Annotated in this window: 10 protein-coding genes; 9 read left to right on the plus strand and 1 reads right to left on the minus strand. The window is 61.7% G+C overall.

All coding sequences use genetic code 11. The features are described from left to right. Positions 1–112 precede the first annotated feature (112 nt). The 9 genes from J4E00_RS07220 to J4E00_RS07260 all read left to right on the plus strand — a co-directional run bounded on the left by J4E00_RS07220 (position 113) and on the right by J4E00_RS07260 (position 17,805). Positions 113–1,690 carry a RagB/SusD family nutrient uptake outer membrane protein gene (locus tag J4E00_RS07220; RefSeq protein ID WP_236049591.1) on the plus strand — a complete coding sequence of 526 codons (1,578 nt, stop codon included), beginning with the start codon at positions 113–115 and terminating at the stop codon, positions 1,688–1,690. 165 nt (positions 1,691–1,855) lie between these two features. Further along, entirely contained in the window at positions 1,856–2,836 is a 981-nt protein-coding gene (locus J4E00_RS07225) for a family 43 glycosylhydrolase (protein ID WP_208174473.1), read from the plus strand. Positions 2,837–2,988: 152 nt separating this feature from the next. Next, a complete protein-coding gene (locus tag J4E00_RS07230; protein ID WP_236049592.1) occupies positions 2,989–4,653 on the plus strand; it encodes an alpha-L-fucosidase in 1,665 nt (554 codons plus the stop codon). 41 nt (positions 4,654–4,694) lie between these two features. Continuing rightward, positions 4,695–6,281 carry a glycoside hydrolase family 127 protein gene (locus tag J4E00_RS07235; protein WP_208174474.1) on the plus strand — a complete coding sequence of 529 codons (1,587 nt, stop codon included), beginning with the start codon at positions 4,695–4,697 and terminating at the stop codon, positions 6,279–6,281. A 37-nt stretch (positions 6,282–6,318) separates the two neighbouring features. Then, complete coding sequence (locus J4E00_RS29810; protein WP_410779744.1) at positions 6,319–6,756, plus strand: hypothetical protein; 438 nt, start codon at positions 6,319–6,321, stop codon at positions 6,754–6,756. A 43-nt stretch (positions 6,757–6,799) separates the two neighbouring features. After that, complete coding sequence (locus J4E00_RS07245) at positions 6,800–9,199, plus strand: TIM-barrel domain-containing protein (protein ID WP_208174475.1); 2,400 nt, start codon at positions 6,800–6,802, stop codon at positions 9,197–9,199. A gap of 48 nt (positions 9,200–9,247) precedes the next feature. Further along, positions 9,248–11,203 carry an alpha-L-arabinofuranosidase C-terminal domain-containing protein gene (locus J4E00_RS07250; RefSeq protein WP_208174476.1) on the plus strand — a complete coding sequence of 652 codons (1,956 nt, stop codon included), beginning with the start codon at positions 9,248–9,250 and terminating at the stop codon, positions 11,201–11,203. A 55-nt stretch (positions 11,204–11,258) separates the two neighbouring features. Next, the gene (locus tag J4E00_RS07255) at positions 11,259–12,812 is read left to right on the plus strand and encodes an alpha-N-arabinofuranosidase (protein WP_236049593.1); all 1,554 of its coding nucleotides are present in this window, start codon (positions 11,259–11,261) and stop codon (positions 12,810–12,812) included. A gap of 580 nt (positions 12,813–13,392) precedes the next feature. After that, entirely contained in the window at positions 13,393–17,805 is a 4,413-nt protein-coding gene (locus tag J4E00_RS07260; RefSeq protein ID WP_208174477.1) for a T9SS type A sorting domain-containing protein, read from the plus strand. Positions 17,806–17,897: 92 nt separating this feature from the next. Here the strand turns inward: J4E00_RS07260 and J4E00_RS07265 are convergent, their stop codons facing one another. Then, complete coding sequence (locus tag J4E00_RS07265; RefSeq protein ID WP_208174478.1) at positions 17,898–18,779, minus strand: alpha/beta fold hydrolase; 882 nt, start codon at positions 18,777–18,779, stop codon at positions 17,898–17,900. Positions 18,780–18,841 lie beyond the last annotated feature (62 nt).

Below are 18,841 nucleotides of genomic sequence, written 5' to 3' on the forward strand. Positions count from 1 at the left end.
CAAAGGCAAGCCATAGGAAGGACGGCTACGCCAGCCGCTGAAACAGAAAGTCCTGGAAAAGCTAACAGCTAATAGCTACCGGCTATCAGCTCATCAAAACGCTCCCACTTATATGAAACGCATTGGATTAATGGGCCTGGCCCTGCTGGCAGCGGCTCAGCTGCTCAGCTCCTGTAAAAAAGATTTCCTCGACGAAGACCCCAAGTCGCTCTACACGCCCCAGACCGTGCTCACCGATTCGCTGGGTTTTGAAGCGGCCATGGGCGGCCTGCAATCCGTGGTGCGCGAGCAGTACACTCGCTCCGACGAGCAGGGCCTGCTAGGTATGATGCAGCTCGGCACCGACGTGGCCATTCCCGGCCAGATTCAAGGCGCCGAAATTCCCTACTACAACTACAACCTGCTCAATTCGCAGGACGTGGCCGCCAGCGTGATGTGGAGCTGGGCCTACCGCACCATCAACAACTGCAACCAGATTATTCAGGGTGCGGCCGCTGCGCCGGGTACGCTGCGGCAGGGCTACAAAGACCGCATCAGCGGTGAGGCCCGTTTCTACCGTGCCTATGCCTACAACTTCCTGGCCACCCTCTGGGGCGACGTGCCGCTGATTACGCAGCCCGTGACTACGCCCCGCACCGACTTTACCCGCACGCCCATTGCGGAAGTGAATTCGCTCATCATCAGTGACCTGACCGCAGCCATTCCCAACCTGTACGTGGCCAGTAGAGCCGCATCGGGCCGCATCACGAAGGGCGCCGCCCAGCAGCTGCTCGGCGAAGTGTACCTGCGCACCAACCAGCCGGCCCTGGCCGAAGCCCAGCTGCAAGCCGTGGTGAACGGCGGGCAGTACAGCCTGATTCGGGCCCGCTACGGGGTGAAGTCGACCCAGCCCGGCGACTACTTCGCGGATATGTTCATTGTAGGCAATCAGCGCCGCAACCAGGGCAATACCGAGCTGATTTGGGGCATTGAGCAGCAGCTGCTGGTGCCCGGTGCCACCACCAGCGCCCAGCAGCGCCGCATGTGGGTGCCGGCCTACTACAACGTGAACGGCATGCTGCTGGCCGACTCGCTGGGTGGGCGCGGCATTGGGCGGATGCGCCTCAGCAACTGGGTCGACTACCGCCTGTACGCGGCCCAGGACATGCGCAACTCGAAGTACAACCTCAAGCGCCGCTTCTACTACAACAACCCCGCCGTGCCCGCGCTCTACGGCCGCCGCGTCACCGGCCTCACCGGTTCCGATACCATCTTCTTCATCACGCCCTACACCACCAAGTGGAACCAGTTCGACCCCACGGATACCTTCGGATTCGGCACCATCAAGGACCTGACCATGATGCGCTTGGGCGAAACCTACCTGCTGCTGGCCGAGGCCCAGCTCAATCAGAATAAGCTCTCCGAAGCCGCCACCAGCATCAACATGCTGCGCACCCGGGCCCAGGCCGCGCAGGTAACGGCCAGCCAGATGACCCTCGACTTCATCCTCGACGAGCGCGCCCGCGAGCTGATAGGGGAGGAGCAGCGCCGCCTCACGCTCATCCGCACCGGTACCCTCATCGACCGCGTGACGCGCCTGAATCCCGCGCCGGTATTGGGCCTGACCACCAAGCACCTGCTGCTGCCCATTCCCCAGTCCACCATCGACCTGAACGTGGGCGCTACGCTGGGCCAGAACCCCGGCTACTAATACCAGCTTCCAACCAACCCCATAACGAACGTGCGGCTCCCGGCAGAATTTGTGAGTAAGTATGGCTTCTTTGCGAAGCTATTGGCCGGCAAGAGGTGGGACTTAAACCGGCCACTGACGGGGGCTGCGCGTTCGTAATTTTTTAGAGTCCTTTTATCCAGTAAGATGCGTTTTTGCCTGCCTTTCTTAGTCGTGCTGCTGTGGGTGGCGGGTTCTGCCCGGGCCCAGCGCCTGCCGGCCGATACCCTTCATGCCCCCGCGCCCGCGCTGCCCGGTCTCTACGCCGACCCGCACATTGCCGCGTTCGGCAACCGTTACTACCTCTACCCAACCACCGACGGCATTGAGGGCTGGGGCGCCACGAGCTTCACCTGCTGGTCGTCGCCTGACATGGTGCAGTGGAAAAACGAAGGGGTGATTCTGGACCTGCCGCGCGACCTGACCTGGGCCAGCAAAAATGCCTGGGCGCCGGCTATTGCTGCCAAAAACAGTAAGTATTATTTCTACTACTCGGCCGCTACCAACATCGGGGTGGCCGTGGCCGACAAGCCTACCGGCCCCTTCAAAGACCCACTGGGCAAGCCGCTGGTAGCAAAAGGGCTGTTCAAAGGGCAGGCCATTGACCCCATGGTGCTGGTGGACGACGATGGCAGTGCCTACCTCTATTGGGGCCAGGGCCAGTGCCACGTTGTGAAGCTTAACCCCGATATGATTTCCTACGACCCGGCTGCCGTCATCGAGTTTAAGCCGCCGGGCTACAACGAAGGCACATTTGCCTTCAAGCGCAAGGGCAAGTATTACCTGATGTGGAGCGAATATGATACCCGCGACCCGCGCTATTCCGTGGCCTACGCCACCGCCAGCTCACCCCTGGGCCCCTGGACTAAGGCCGAGAAGAACCCAATATTGAAAGGGCATGGTGTGGTGAAAGGCGCCGGCCACCATTCGGTGGTGCAGGTGCCCGGCACCGACCAATGGGCCATTGCCTTCCACCGCTTCCACATCCCCGATGGCAACGGCTACAACCGCGAAACCTGTCTCGCACCCATGCGCTTCGATGCCCAGGGCAACATTCTGCCCGTGAGCGTATTCGAGTCGGTGAAGCCAACGAAAATCAAAGCAAGCCGCCCTAACGCCCATCCCTAAAACAGCATCAGCCTGAATTGCCAGGCTGGCTTGTCGAGCCAGTTTGGCAATTTTTTAGCAGCATTACACAAACGATTGTGTAAATTATTTGCACTTTTACCCCGGCATTGTGCTGACCTCCCGTGCCCACAGTGTCACCCATCGCTTTCACTATGATGCACCGCCGCGAACTTCTGAAAAAACTGGCCCTGGCCGCACCCGCCGCGTGGCTACCCGGCGTAGTGGCTGGCCTGAACTGGAGCCCGCTGGCGCCGGCTGGTGAGCGCACGGCATCCGGCAATTTTCGGCCCACCTGGGAATCATTAGCTCAGTACCAAACGCCCGATTGGTTCCGTGATGCCAAGTTTGGCATGTGGGCGCACTGGGGGCCGCAGTGCCAGCCCGAATACGGCGACTGGTACGCCCGCGAGATGTACATGGAAGGCCACGACAAGTATAATTTCCACGTGCAGAAGTACGGACACCCGTCGAAGTTCGGCTTCAAGGATGTGATAAACGAGTGGAAGGCGGAGGCCTGGCAACCCGACGAGCTGGTGGGCTTCTACCAGAAAGCCGGCGCAAAATACTTCGTAGCTCTGGCTAACCACCACGACAATTTTGACCTCTACAACAGCACCCACCAGCCGTGGAACGCCACGCGTCTGGGGCCGAAGAAGGACTTGGTGGGCGGCTGGGCGAAAGCTGCTAAAAAGCACGGCCTGCGTTTTGGGGTGAGTGTGCACGCCGCCCACACTTGGAGCTGGCTGGAGCCCAGCCGCCGCGCCGACAAAGCTGGCCCGCTGGCCGGCGTGCCCTACGACGGCCACATGACGGCAGCCGACGGCGCGGGCAAGTGGTGGCAGGGCTACGACCCCCAGGCCCTCTACGCCCAAAACCACCCCCTGAGTGAAAACAGCCTGGACAACGGCGCGATTCATAAGCAGTGGAACTGGGGCAACGGCGCGGCCGTGCCCAGCCGGGAGTATTGCGAGAAGTTCTTCAACCGCACCGTGGAGCTGCTCGATAAATACGAGCCTGACCTGGTGTATTTCGATGACACCGCGCTGCCGCTGTGGCCGGTGAGCGACGTGGGCCTGCGCATTGCGGCGCACATGTACAACGCCAACGCCAAGCGCCACGGCGGTCGGAACGAGGCGGTTATCAACGGGAAGATTCTGGATGAGCAGCAGCGCAAGTGCATGGTCTGGGACATTGAGCGCGGCCAGAGCAACCAGATTGAGCCGCTGCCCTGGCAAACCTGCACTTGCCTGGGCGACTGGCACTACGACCGCCGCATCTACGACCGGCACGGCTACAAAAGCGCCAAATCAGTAGTGCACACCCTCATCGACGTGGTGAGCAAAAACGGCAACTTGCTGCTGAACGTGCCCGTGCGCGGCAACGGCAGCATTGATGAGCAGGAGCGGGCCGTGGTGGAAGGCATTGCCGCCTGGATGCAGGCCAACGGCGAAAGCATCTACGGTACCCGGCCCTGGAAAATATTTGGCGAAGGCCCCGCCCAGGCCAGCGCCCCGGGGCTCAGCGCGCAGGGCTTCAACGAGGGCAAGGGCAAGCCTTTTGGCCCGCAGGATATCCGCTTCGTGACCAAGGACAAGGTGCTGTACGCCACAGCGCTGGGCTGGCCGGCCGATGGCCAGCTGCTCATTGCCGCGCTGGCGGCCGGTAGCCCGCACTACCCGCAGCGCGTGGGCCGCGTCGAGCTGCTGGGCAGCCCTGGCGCCTTGCACTTCGAGCAAACGGCCCAGGGCCTGGCCCTGACGCTACCCGCCCAAAAGCCCAACGAGCTGGCCTACGCCTTCCGCATCATGCCCGCCTGATTTTTGACTTCCGACTGATTGATTCCCACCCGCTTTCTGATATGAATTCCCCGCTGCTACTCTCCCAAACGGTGCTGGCTGGTCTGCTACTGACCGGGGCCGCCCAGGCCCAGGCCGTGGCCGACTACCCCATCCGGCCCGTGCCCTTCACGCAGGTGAAGCTGGCCGATAATTTCTGGCTGCCACGCCTCAAAACCAACACCGATGTGACCATTCCGGCCTCGTTTCAGCGCTGTGAGGCCACCAATCGGGTGAAGAACTTTGAAATGGCAGCGGCGAAGTCGGGGAAGTTTGCCACGACGTTTCCCTTCGACGATACCGACATCTACAAGACCATTGAGGGCGCCTCGTACTCGCTGAGTTTGTACCCCGATGAGCACCTGAAAGAGTACGTTGATGTGCTGATTAAGAAGGTAGCGGCTGCCCAGGAGCCCGACGGCTACTTCTACACCGCCCGCACCATCGACCCCGCCCATCCGCACGCCTGGGCCGGCAAGGAGCGCTGGGAAAAGGAGCGTGAACTGAGCCACGAGCTCTACAACTCGGGCCATCTGTACGAAGCTGCGGTGGCTCATTACCAAGCAACGGGACAAAAGAATTTCCTCGACATCGCCCTCAAAAACGCCGACCTCGTGTGCGCCACCTTTGGGTCTGGCAAGCGGGCGGTGGCACCGGGCCACGAAATCGTGGAAATGGGCCTGGTGAAGCTCTATCGCGTGACCGGCCAGCCCAAGTACCTGCAAACGGCCAAGTTTTTCCTCGACCAGCGTGGGCAGTACAAAGGCTACGACCCCAAGAGCAAGGACGAGTGGAGAAACGGCCAGTACTGGCAGGACGACAAGCCCGTGGTGGCCCAGACCGAGGCCGTGGGCCACGCCGTGCGCGCCGAATACCTATACTCGGCCATGGCCGACGTAGCGGCCCTGACCGGCGACAAGCCGCTGCTGGCGGCCGTCGATACCATCTGGAACAACATGGTGGCCAAGAAGATGTACGTGCAGGGCGGAACCGGCTCGGTGCCCGGCGGCGAGCGGTTTGGCGACAACTACGAGCTGCCCAACACTACGGCTTACAACGAAACCTGTGCCTCGGTGGCCGACGTGTACTGGAACCAGCGCATGTTCCAGCTCCACGGCGATGCCAAGTACGCCGACATCATGGAGAAGGTGCTGTACAACGGGTTGATTTCGGGCGTGGGCCTCGATGGCAAGTCGTTCTTCTACAGCAACGCCATGCAGATTAAGAACACCGCTGCCTTCCCGCAGTCCGAGCCTGCGCGGGCGGGCTGGTTCGACTGCTCGTGCTGCCCCACCAACCTGGCCCGGCTGTTTCCGAGCCTGCCCGGCTACATCTACGGCCAGCACAACCGCGACGTGTACGTGAACCTGTTCGTGAGTGGCACCGCCGACCTGACCGTGAACAAGAAGCGCGTGCAGCTGGTGCAGCAAAACAACTATCCCTGGGACGGCGCCCTGAAATTCACCGTGAACCCGGCCGCCAGCACCGATTTTAACCTGTTGCTGCGGGTGCCCGGCTGGGCCCGGGAGCAGGCCATGCCCTCCAACCTCTACACCTTCGCCACCCCGGCGGGCGAGCCAAAGAAAGGTCGATATCAAAATCAACGGTAAGTCAACATCTTACGTCCTGCGCAACGGCTATGCTGTATTGGCACGCAAGTGGCGCAAGGGCGACGTAGTGGAAATGACCCTGCCCATGGACGTGCGCCGCGTGGTAGCCAACCCCAACGTAAAGGACGACCTGGGCAAAGTGGCCCTGCAGCGCGGCCCCATCGTGTACTGCGCCGAGTGGGCCGACAACCATGGTAAAACCAGCAACATTTTGGTGCCGTCCTCGGCCAGCTTCGCCACTGCTTTCCGCCCCGACTTGCTGAATGGCGTGACCACCCTCACGGCCACCGTACCCACCGTGCAGGTCGACGAAGCTGCTGGTACCATCCAGACCGTGCCGCAAATGCTCACCGCCATCCCATATTACGCCTGGGCCAACCGTGGCAAGGGCGAAATGACCGTCTGGTTCCCCGCTAAAGTGGTGGACGTGGACGTGGTGACGCGCCCGGCCGTGCAGCGCGAAGAGAAGAAGTAGCCCAGTCTCAAGACCAAATTTTCACCCCTCCACCTCACCTGATTTGCTCCTAAATTCCCACCCCCGCCTGCTGGCGTGCGTTGGCTTCGGCCTGCTGCTTGCTTCCGGCGCTCACGCCCAGCAGTACCAGCCCACCGCTACCGGCCTTCGCCTCAACACCGACTCGCTGACGGTGGAACTGCAGTTTTATGCGCCCGACATTGTGCGGGTGCTGAAGTTTCCGAAAGGCCACGAAGTAGCGAAAAAAAGCCTGGCGGTGGTGCTGACGCCCGCCCCGGGCAAGCTGAAGTACGCCACCCGAAACGGCTTCATTAGCCTGAGCAGCGCCAGCACCGAAGCCCGCCTCGACGCCAAAACCGGGCAGGTGAGCTTCTTCACTGCCAAGGGACAGCCGCTGGTGCAGGAGCCGGCGCGGGGTTCGCGCTTCACGGCCAAAACCGACCTGGGCCAGCCTACCTACCGGGTGCAGCAGCTGTTTCAGCTGGCGCCTGGCGAGGCGGTGTACGGCCTGGGCCAGCACCAGGACGGCCACCTCAACTACCGGGGCCAGAAGCTGACCCTGAAACAGGGCAACATGAGCATTGCCGTGCCGGTGCTGCACTCCAGCAAAGGCTACGGGGTGTTCTGGGATAATTACTCGACCACCAAATTTGAAGACAACGCCCAGGCCACCACGTTCGATTCCGAAATTGGCGACTGCGCCGACTACTACGTGCTGAACGGGGGCGGCACGGCCGACGGCGTGGTGGCCCGCTACCGCAGCCTCACTGGCCAGGCCCCCATGTTTCCGCGCTGGACGCTGGGCTTCTGGCAAAGCAAGGAGCGCTACAAAGGGCAGGAGGAGCTGATTAGCGTGGTCAAGAAGTACCGCAGCCTGGGCGTGCCCCTCGATGGCATTGTGCAGGACTGGCAGTACTGGGGCGAAGACAACGACCTCTGGAACTCCACCGAGTTTGGCAACCCGCGCTTCCCCAAGCCCCAGCGCATGGTGGACGAGGTGCACCAGCTGCACGCCCACCAGATTATTTCGGTGTGGCCCTCCTTCGGCAAGAAAACCAAGCTCTACCAGGAGCTGGCGGCCAAGGACATGCTCTTCGACTTCATCACCTGGCCGCGCACGCCTCACGTGAAGGTCTACGATGCCTTCGACCCCGAGGCCCGCGACATCTACTGGAAATACTTGAACAAGAATATTTTCAGCCTGGGCATGGATGGCTGGTGGCTCGACGCGACCGAGCCCGACCAGCTCACGCCCTTCGACACCGACGACGACAACGAAACGGCCCTGGGCTCCTTCCGCCGGGTGCGCAACGCCTACCCACTTATGACCACCAGCGGCGTGGCGGAACACCAGCGCCAGACCAACCCGGATAAGCGCGTGTTCATCCTCACCCGCTCGGCCTTTGCCGGGCAGCAGCGCCAGGGCACTATGGTGTGGTCGGGCGATGTGAACTCGCGCTGGGACGTGCTGGCTAAGCAGGTGCCCGCCGCCCTCAGCCTGAGCCTGGCCGGCTTCCCGTACTGGAACAGCGACATCGGCGGCTTTTTCCCCTCCGGCGAGTACCCGAAAGGAGTGAAGGACCCGGCCTTTCAGGAGCTCTACACGCGCTGGCAGCAGTTTGCGGCTTTCACGCCCATGATGCGCAGCCACGGCGAGTTCACGCCCCGCGAGATTTACCAGTTTGGCGAGCGCGGCACCTGGGCCTTCGATTCGCAGGAGAAGTACATCAACCTGCGCTACCGCCTGCTGCCTTACCTCTACTCCAACATGTGGCAGGTGACGCACAACGCCGGCACCCTGCTGCGCGCCCTGCCCATGGACTTCCCGCAGGACCCGAAGGTGGCCGACCTAAGCAGCGAGTATCTGTTCGGTCCGGCCTTCCTGGTGCGGCCCGTGACGGAAGCGCAGTACGTGACGCGCCCCGACAAGAACACGCCCGTGCCCGCCAGTTTTTCGCAAACCAAGTCCACGGAAGTGTACCTGCCCGCTGGCGCCAGCTGGGTTGATTTCTGGACGGGCCAGCGCCAGACTGGCGGCCAAACCGTGCAGCGCGCCACGCCCATCGACCTCATGCCACTTTACGTGCGGGCTGGCTCGGTGCTGCCGTTGGGGCCACGCCAGCAATACACCGGCGAGAAAGACGGTGCGCCGCTGGAAATCCGGGTGTACCCCGGCGCTAATGGCGAATTCACGCTTTACGAGGACGAAAACGACAATTACAACTATAAGAAGGGCGCCTATGCCACGATAACCATGCGCTGGAATGACAAAGCCCGGCAGCTGACTTTCGGCGACCGCACCGGCTCGTTTCCGGGCATGCAGGCGGCGCGCACGTTCCGCGTCATTGTGGTCGACGAGCAGCACGGCACTGGACTGGGCGAGGACAATGCCCCGGCCAAAGAGGTGAAATACAGTGGCAAGAAAACAACGGTTAAGCTTTGAGTAGTAGCTGTTCGTGTTAGTTAAGGGCCATAAAACAAGTCGTTAAATATGAGTACTCTGCGTTCCTGTGTGGCCGCTCTGCTGCTGGCCGCTGCTGCATTGCCAGCGAAAGCGCAACAAGGCAGTGCCGGCAAGCGCATTAGCCCCGATTTGTTCGGCATTTTCTTCGAAGACATCAACTACGCGGCCGACGGTGGCCTCTACGCCGAGCTGGTGCAAAACCGCTCCTTCGAATACAACCCCAGCGACCACGGCGGCTGGCACCCGCTCACCAGCTGGGACTATCTGCACGAAGGGTACGCCATGGGCAGCATCTCGGTAGAAAGCGCCGCGCCCCTGCACGCCAACAACCCGCACTATGTGCAGCTGCGCGTTGAAAGTCCTTTCCAGAAAGGCCTGGGGCTGCGAAATGCCGGTTTCGATGGCATCCCCCTGAAAGCAGGGGAGAAGTACGATTTTTCGCTGTTTGCCCGCACTAAGTCAGGCGCGGCCATGCCCCTGCTGGTGCAGCTGCGCGACGCCAAAGGTGCCGTGCTGGCCGAGACCACGCTTTCGGCGCAGGGAGCGGGCTGGCAGCCGTACCGGGCCACCCTCGCGCCCACGGCCGCCGCGCCCGATGCCAGCCTGGTGGTGCTGGCCATCGCCAAGGGCGTGGTTGACCTGGACATGGTGTCGCTATTTCCGCAGAAGACCTTCCACAACCACCCCAACGGCCTGCGCGCCGACCTGGCCCAGGTGGTGGCCGACCTGCAACCCAAGTTCGTGCGCTTCCCCGGCGGCTGCCTGGCCCACGGCGACGGCCTCGACAACCTCTACGATTGGAAGAAAACCATTGGCCCGGTGGAGCAGCGTGTGGCCCAGCGCAACATCTGGAACTACCACCAAACGGCCGGCCTGGGCTATTTCGAGTACTTCCAGTTTTGCGAAGACGTGGAAGCCAAGCCGCTGCCCGTGGTGGCGGCCGGCGTGAGCTGCCAAAACTCGGGCGGCTCGTGGAAGATTGGCGGCACGGGCCAGCAATGCGTGCCGCTGGCCGACATGGCCGCTTACACCCAGGACGTGCTCGACCTGATTGAGTACGCCAACGGGCCGGCTACCTCTGCCTGGGGCGCCAGGCGGGCCGCTGCCGGCCACCCCGCGCCGTTCAACCTGCAGTACATCGGCATCGGCAACGAGGACAAGCAGACGCCGGAGTTTCGGGAGCGGTTCCGGCTGATTTACGAGGCTGTGCGGGCGAAATACCCCAACATCGAGGTGATTGGCACCGTGGGGCCGTCGCCGAAAGGGGAGGACTACGACCAGGGCTGGGCCTTCGCCAACCAGTTGCGCGTGCCGCTGGTGGACGAGCATTACTACGAAAAGCCGCAGTGGTTTCTGGCCAACAACCAGCGCTACGATGGCTACGACCGGCAAAAGTCGAAAGTGTACCTGGGCGAGTATGCCTCCTGGGGCAATACCTTATTCAACGCCCTGGCCGAGGCCGCCTACATGACCAGCCTGGAACGCAACGGCGACGTGGTGCGGCTGGCATCCTACGCGCCACTGCTGGCCAAGGAAAACCACACGCAGTGGAATCCCGACCTGATTTATTTCAACAACTCAACCGTGGTGCCCACCGCGAACTACTACGTGCAGCAGCTGTTTGGTCAGAACCAGGGCGACGAATACTTCGGGGGCGTCACGGCGCTGACTTCCAACGTCGCGCCCACCGATTCGGCCGTGGTCAGCTCTTGCGTGCGCGATGCGAAAACCGGTGATGTCATCCTCAAGCTGGTGAACCCCGGCGGCAAAGGCCAGGTGGTAGGCGTTAACCTGGCCCGTTTCAAAGGCTTGACCACCAATGCCTCGCTCAGCGTGCTAACCAGCGCGCGCAATGCTTCAAATACCTTTGCCACTCCCCGAATGGTGCTGCCTAGTGTGTCGCCTTTCAAAGCCGGTAAGACCTTCGCCTACACCGTGGCGCCCTATTCGCTGGCGGTTATACGGGTGAAGGGCAAGCGGTAACCTCTCTGCTACACAGTTAAAACTAACGCTCATTAACTCCCACCAAACCCACTACATGAAACATTATTTCTCCGCTTGGCTCACCGCTGTTGCTCTGGCTGCTCCGCTGCTGGTTGCAGCCCAAACCGTACAGATGACCGTGCAGCCCGGCGACCCCAAGCTCATCATCAGCAAGCACATTCAGGGGCAATTCGCTGAGCACCTGGGGCGCTGCATCTACGACGGCATCTGGGTCGACGAAAAGCTGAACGTACCCAAGCAGGGCCGCATCCGGATGGACGTGGTGCAGGCCCTGCAAAAAATCCACGTGCCCAACCTGCGCTGGCCCGGCGGCTGCTTCGCCGATACTTACCACTGGCACGACGGTGTGGGTCCCAGCGCCCAGCGCCCCAAGATGCTAAACCTGTGGTGGGGCAACACCTTGGAGGATAACAGCTTTGGTACGCACGAATTTCTGGAAGTGTGCCAGCTGCTGGGCACCGAGCCCTACCTGGCGGCCAACGTAGGCAGCGGCACCGTGCAGGAAATGGCCAATTGGATGGAATACCTGAACTCCAACGAGGACACGCCCATGGTGCTGGAGCGCCGCAAAAATGGCCACCCCGAGCCCTACAAAGTGAGCTGGTGGGGCATCGGCAACGAAAGCTGGGGCTGCGGCGGCAACATGACGGCCAACTACTACACCGATGTGTACAAGCGCTACGCCACCTTCGCCCACGACTACCCCGGCACTCGCCTCAAGCGCATCGTGAGCGGCGCTAACGGCGACGACGCCAACTGGACCGAAACCTGCATGAAAAACATCCCGCTGAACCAGATGTGGGGCCTCACCCTGCACCAGTACACGCTGCCCACCGGCAGCTGGAGCGGCAGCAAGGGCAAGGCCACCGGTTTTGGCGAGGACATGTACTTCAGCACCCTGCGCAACGGGCTGAAAATGGATGCCATCGTGGCCAAGCATGCGGCCATCATGGACAAGTATGATAAAGACAAGAAGGTGGCGCTGCTGGTGGACGAGTGGGGCGTGTGGACCGACGTAGAGCCCGGCACCAACCCCGGTTTCCTGTACCAGCAAAACACCTTGCGCGATGCCCTGCTGGCCGGGACCACCCTCAACATCTTCAACAACCACTGCGACCGGGTGCGCGGCGCCAACTTAGCCCAGGCCGTGAACGTGCTGCAAGCCGTTATCCTGACGGAAAAAGAGAAGATGCTGCTCACGCCCACCTACCACGTCTTCGACCTCTACCAGGTACACCAGGATGCGGAGTATTTGCCAATGAGTTTTAGCAGCCCCGACTATGCGTTTGGCAACGAGAAAATCCCGGCGCTGAATGCCTCGGCTTCGAAGGACAAAAACGGCGCAGTACATATTTCCCTTGTCAACCTCGACCCCAAAAACGCCCTGACACTGGAAACCGCCCTGCCCGGCGTGAACTGGAAAGCCGTGACCGGCCGCATTCTTACCTCGGCCAGCGTGAGCGACTACAACACCTTCGACAAACCCAATACCGTGCAACTGGCCGACTTCAAAGGGGCCAAAAAGAAAGGCGCCAACCTGGCCGTGACGCTGCCAGCCAAGTCCGTAGTAGTGCTGGAATTGAAGTAGGACTTACGCAGGCAGCTGATTCCCATTTTTCGAGCTTGCAGATTTAATAATTTGCTCATCGCCAAACCGTGGTTTGACGCAGCTTTGAGCGAGACAAAGCGTTGGCTTCGGACTCCTGGTGGCGTTGGGCAGCAGCTACCCGGCGTGTTTGGAGCGGTAGCGGCCAGGGCCAGTTTAGTCATCACTATACAGGAGTATGCATGAAAAAGCCCTTGGCAGTAATGCCAGGGGCTTTTTTTGATGCTTCTGGTGTTTTCTCAGCTTGGCCAGCAGCTGGTGTTCACGTCAGCAATATAGCGCCCGGTCGCAATCGTAGCAACAAGGGCGACAGCTCCCGAAAAAAATCTGCGGAAAGCGGCTCCGGCAGCCGGCTTAGGGCGCGAGCGATGTGCGCAAGGACGACTAGCTGGCGTACGGTTGAGGTGTGGGTAGTATGTATCGGGTCAGTTCGTTAGCTGGCAGAATAAGGAATAGCTTCTCGCAAGTGAAGGATTTCTTCATTATTGGAAAATTATAATAAAAGCCTGCTCTAATTCTGTAAATTGCTTTCACATCCACGTCCATCAACCCTTTCCATTTTATGCATAAACCTCTATTCTGTGGGCACCAGCAGGTGCTTGCCCAACTGCTTATGCCTGGCAAGCGCCTAATGGCTGGTGTGGGCTTGCTGCTGGCCAGCCTGACCGCCCAGGCGCAGACCACCACCGTATTTGACGAAACCTTTGAAGGGGCCACCAACAGCTTTACCGCGGCAAACAGTGGCTCGGTCAACCAATGGTTTGTGGGTGCGGTGGGCGGCAACGGGCCTACCACGGCGGGCACCAGGGCCGCATTCGTCAGCAACGACGGGGGCGTGACCAATGCCTACACCCTCGGTACGGCCGCCATTACCCATCTCTACCGCGACGTGACCTTTCCGGCGGGGCAGGGGGCCGTGCAGGTAAGCTTCGATTGGAAGGCCGGCGGCGAGAGCGTTTTCGACTACTTGCAGGTCTTCATAGTGCCGGCCACCGTGACGCCCATTGCGGGCACATCGTTTACGTCCGGCACCGCCGGCGTTGTGCAGCTGGGCGATAACCTGAACCTGCAAAGCGCCTTTGGCCGCACCACGTTTCCCCTGCCGCCCAGTGTGGCTGGCACCACGCAGCGGCTGGTGTTTACCTGGCGCAACGATGCGGGTGGCGGCGCCCAGCCGCCCGTGGCCCTCGATAATATCACCGTAACGGCCCGCGTGGCCGCGCCCCTCAGCGGGGCCTACACCATCAACAGCGCCCAGGCCACGGCGGGCACCAATTTCACGAGCTTCACCGACGCCGCAGCGGCCCTGAACCTGGACGGCGTGAGCGGCCCCGTGACGTTTGCGGTGAGCGGTGGGCCCTACATTGAGCAGCTGCAGCTGGCCCAGATACCGGGGGCCAGCGCCACCAATACCGTGGTGGTGAATGGCGGCGGGCGCACCATTCAGTACGCGCCGGGCGATGCCTTTCGGCGGGCGGTGGTGCAGCTCAACGGCACCGATTACACCACCATCAACAACCTGGTGATTGATGCCACGGGCGGCGGCACGCCCGGTACCTACGGCTACGGCGTGCTGCTGACCAACGCGGCCGATAACGACCGGATTACCAACTGCACCATCAACGCCGGCCTCAGCAGCACCTCGACCAACTTTGCAGGCATTGTGGTGAACGGGGCGACGTCGAGCGCCACCACTCCCGGCAACTCCGCCAACAGCATGACACTGGAGGGCAACACCGTTAACGGGGGGTACTACAGCCTGAGCTTGTTTGGCAACAGCACCACGGCTCTGAATACGGGCAACGTGATTCGGAACAACAACTTCCGGGACTTTTACACCTACGGCATTTACACGGGTTACCAGGATGGGGCTCAGTTCGTTGGCAACGACATCAGCCGGCCCTTGCGGACCAGCCCCGGTGCGTACTACGGCATCTACACGTTTGGCGGTTCGCGCGGGCAGGCCATCGAAAAAAACCGTTTTCACGACCCCTATACCGGCAACCCGACCTCGACCAACCTGGTGTATGGCGTGTATGTAGTAACGAGCACCGGCGGAACGGCCACCACGCCCAACGACGTGGTGAATAACGCTTTCTACAACCTCAACGGCAACGGCCTGGAATACCTGATTTACAATTCAGCGTCGGCTTACGTCCGCATCTACAACAACACCATCGTGTCTGATGACCAGGCAGCTACCACCTCAGCCGTCACCTACGGTATTTACAACACCGGTGCCAATACGGATGTCAAGAACAACATCGTGAGCATTTCGCGTACGGGGTCGGGCCTGAAATACGCGCTGTATTACACGGTGGCCACGGCCAGCAACTACAATGACTTGTACACGCCCACCGGCAACGTGGGCTACTACAATGCCACCTTCGCCACGCTGGCCAACTGGCAAACCGCCAACGGCGCTGCCTTCGACCAGAACAGCATCTCCGCCGACCCCGTTTTTGCGGGGGCCAGCGCCGGCAACCTCCAACCCGACAACGTGCTGCTGAACAACGTCGGCACGCCGCTGGCCCGCGTAACGGAGGACATTAGCGGAACCCCTCGTGGTGCGGCACCGGATTTGGGCGCGGTTGAGTTCACCGCCTTGGCCGTTGATGTGGCACCGGTGAGCCTGCTGGGCCCGGCGGCCGGAGCCGGCTGCTTCGGTCCGGCGGAGGCCATTATTGTGCAGGTGCGCAACAACGGCACGGCCGCGCTGAACTTCGCCAGCAACCCCGCCACCGTGACGGTGGTGGCCACGTGGCCCGGGGGCACCACACAAACCTTCACCGGCACGGTAGCATCCGGCACCCTGGCCAGCGGCGCCACCCAGGCCGTGACCCTGACTGGCACCCTGGATATGACGGCCTTGGGCAGCTACTCCTTTGCTATAACGGCTACCGTGACCGGCGACCTCAACTCCGGCAACAACCTGCTGCCAACTGCCACCACCCGTACGACCATCGTGCCCATTGCCGGTACCCTGGCCTCGGGTGTGCTGAGCCTGTGTGGCAGCGGCACCGCCGGCCTGGCGCTGACGGGCGCGGCCGGGGGCAACCTCCAGTACCAGACCAGCCCGGACAACGTGACGTTTACTGACATCGTGGGAGCTACGGCTGCTACCTATACTACCCCGACGCTCACCACGACCACTTACTACCGGGTCCGCTCCACCTGCAACGCCAACACGGTGTATAGCAACGCCGTGCCGGTGACGGTGAACAACCCAGTCATTTCGGCCGCGCCCTCGCCACTGAACACCTGCGCCGGGGCCACGGCCTTGCTATCGGCCACGGTGCCGGCCGGTATTTCGGTGCGTTACTTCGCAGCGGCTGCGGGCGGCACCGCCGTGGGTACGGGGAATCCCTTTACCACGCCCGTTCTTACAGCAAACGCTACCTACTACGCCGAAGCGTTTGCTGCCACCACCAGCGTGGCCGGCCTTGCCGACAACAGTTCGGCCAATGGCACATTTTCGCAGTCTACCCTCACGGATTATGCCTTGGGATTTGCAGTGACGCAGGCTGGGGTGCTGACTTCAGTTGATGTATACCCCACCTCGGCCAGTCCGCTTACCATTCGCCTCTACCGCGTGAGCGGCAGCCAGCCTGGGGGTAATGTTACCGCCGTAGCGGGGTCGGATGTCACCATCACGCCTACCGCCACCCAGGTAGGCACGCGCGTCACAGTGCCGCTGAACTACCCCCTCGCGGCGGGCGACTACAAGCTGGCCACCAGCGTGGGCGGGCTCGGGCGTTTCAGCACCTACACCGGTACATACCCGCTCACTTCGGTAGGTGGCATCATCTCGGTGAAGGGCTCGTACACGCTTTCCATCTCAACTTCCTACAGCAATACGACTTACAATAGCTTTTTCAACCTCACATATCGGACGGAATGCGTGGGCACTACCCGCACCCCCATTCAGGTAAACGTAACGCCGGGCCTAGTAGCCTCGCTGCCTGCTGCCACTGCCAACAGCTGCGGCCTCACACCCTATCAGCTGGCGGGCGCCATCGCGGGTACTGCCACCGGTGCCACCTACACCAGCAGCGGCACGGGCACCTTCGCTCCCAATGCCACTACCCTCAACGCCACCTATACGCCTTCGGCCGCCGACCTGGCCGCCGGCACCGTGACCCTGACCCTGACGCCCACCGGCCCGACTACCACCTGCATTGCGCCGGGCCAGGTGATGCTCACGCTCGTTACGCCACCTAACCCGGCGTTTAGCTACCCGGCTGGTACGTATTGCACCGGCTCGGCCGCCCCGGTTGCGCCGGTGCTGGCCACCGGGGCCGTAGCGGGCACCTTCACCACTTCCGGCTCGGGCCTGCGCATCGACCCGGTGACGGGCGTTATCAACCTGGCTGCCACCACTGGCACGGGTACCTACACCATCACCAACACGGTGACTACCTCGAATGTGTGCAGCGGGGCAACGTCGACGGCTACCATTACTATTGCCCCCGGCGTTGCCACGCCCACGCTCACCGCCCAGCCCCAGCCCGGCGGCGGGGTGCAGCTGAGTACCAACCCGGTAGGAGGTGTGCAGTACCAGTTTTTTGTGAATGGCGTGGCCGTAGGGCCGCCCAGTGCCAGCTTCTCGGTGCTGGTGCCTAATGTGCCGACGAATGCCAGCTACACGGTGGTGCTGGTGGTGCCCGGCGGCTGCTCGTCGGCGCCCTCGAGCCCGGTACTGGTAACTGCCACTGCCACCGCCAGTCTGAATGGGGTGAGCCTGCGCGTATATCCGAACCCAACCACGGACGGCCTCCTGACCCTGGAGCTGAATGGCCCGCGTGCCAAAGCTTCCCAGCTCACGGTCCTGAATGCGCTGGGCCAGTTGGTACACACTGGCCCGGTCCCAGCCGGTACTGTCACCCTGCATCTGAGTCGGCTAGCAGCGGGCGTTTACACCATCCGGGTGCAAACGGCCGAAGGTGTGCTGACGCAGCGCATTGTGCGGGAGTAGAACCCTTTAGGGTTAATTTGAAAAGTCCCGCTGGCTGGTGCTGGCGGGACTTTTTCGCTTCCGGCCAACCCATCCGGACACGCGCCTGGACTCTACTTCGTGATGGGTAGTAAGAAAGCTTCCAGCGCAGCCAGGGTTTCTGTTGGAGCGCTCAGGTGGGGGCAATGTCCCATGGCCTGTAGCTGCACCAGGGTGCCCTGGGGCAGGTGGTGCAGCAGGTACGCGGCCACTTCGGGCGGTACGGCGATGTCGTGCGTGCATTGGAGCACCAGCGTTGGCAGGTTTAGCCGGGCCACATCGGCGCGGTTGTCGGCCAGGAATGTTACGCGGGCCAGCTGGCAGGCTACGGTCGGGTTCATCTCGCAGAAGAAGCCCGCCAGCTCCTCCATGGCCGAGGCCGCATTGGTGGGGCCCATTAGCAGGCTGGCAAAGGGATTGGCCCAGCTGTGGTCGGCGGCATCAAACAGGGTCAGCAGCTGTTCCACGTCGGCTAGGTCGAAGCCACCGCGGTAGCCCGGCTCGTTCAGGTAGCAGGGCGAAGCCGCCACCAGCACCACTTTGGTAAAGTGCTCGGGGGCCGCATTAGCTGCCAGCATGGCAATGGTGGCACCCACCGAATGCCCGATAATAGTCGCCCCTTGCAAATCCAGGGCCCGGCAAATATCCACCACATCCTGGGCGTACCCGTCCAGGCTAGCGTATTTCGTGGGGTCATAAGCCGCTAGGTCGGCCCCGCCGGTGCCGATGTAGTCGAATAGCACCAGCTGGTAGTTGGTAGCCAGGGCCGCCGTGAGGTAGCGCCACACGTGCTGGTTGCAGCCAAAGCCATTGCAGAACAAAAGCGGCGGCTTATCCCGGCCAATTACGCGCACATTAAATCGCGCCATCACCTCCTGGTGCGGCAGCAGTTGAGGGTGCTCCGTTTGCAGTCGTCGTTTGCGAGCACCAGAAGCTGGGATGTTGCCACGGGTCATGATTATTACAATAGCCGTAAAAATTTATACTATAGCGTAAGCAAAAATGCCTAATGTAATAG

The organism is Hymenobacter negativus (assembly GCF_017571495.1).
GTDB lineage: Bacteria > Bacteroidota > Bacteroidia > Cytophagales > Hymenobacteraceae > Hymenobacter > Hymenobacter negativus.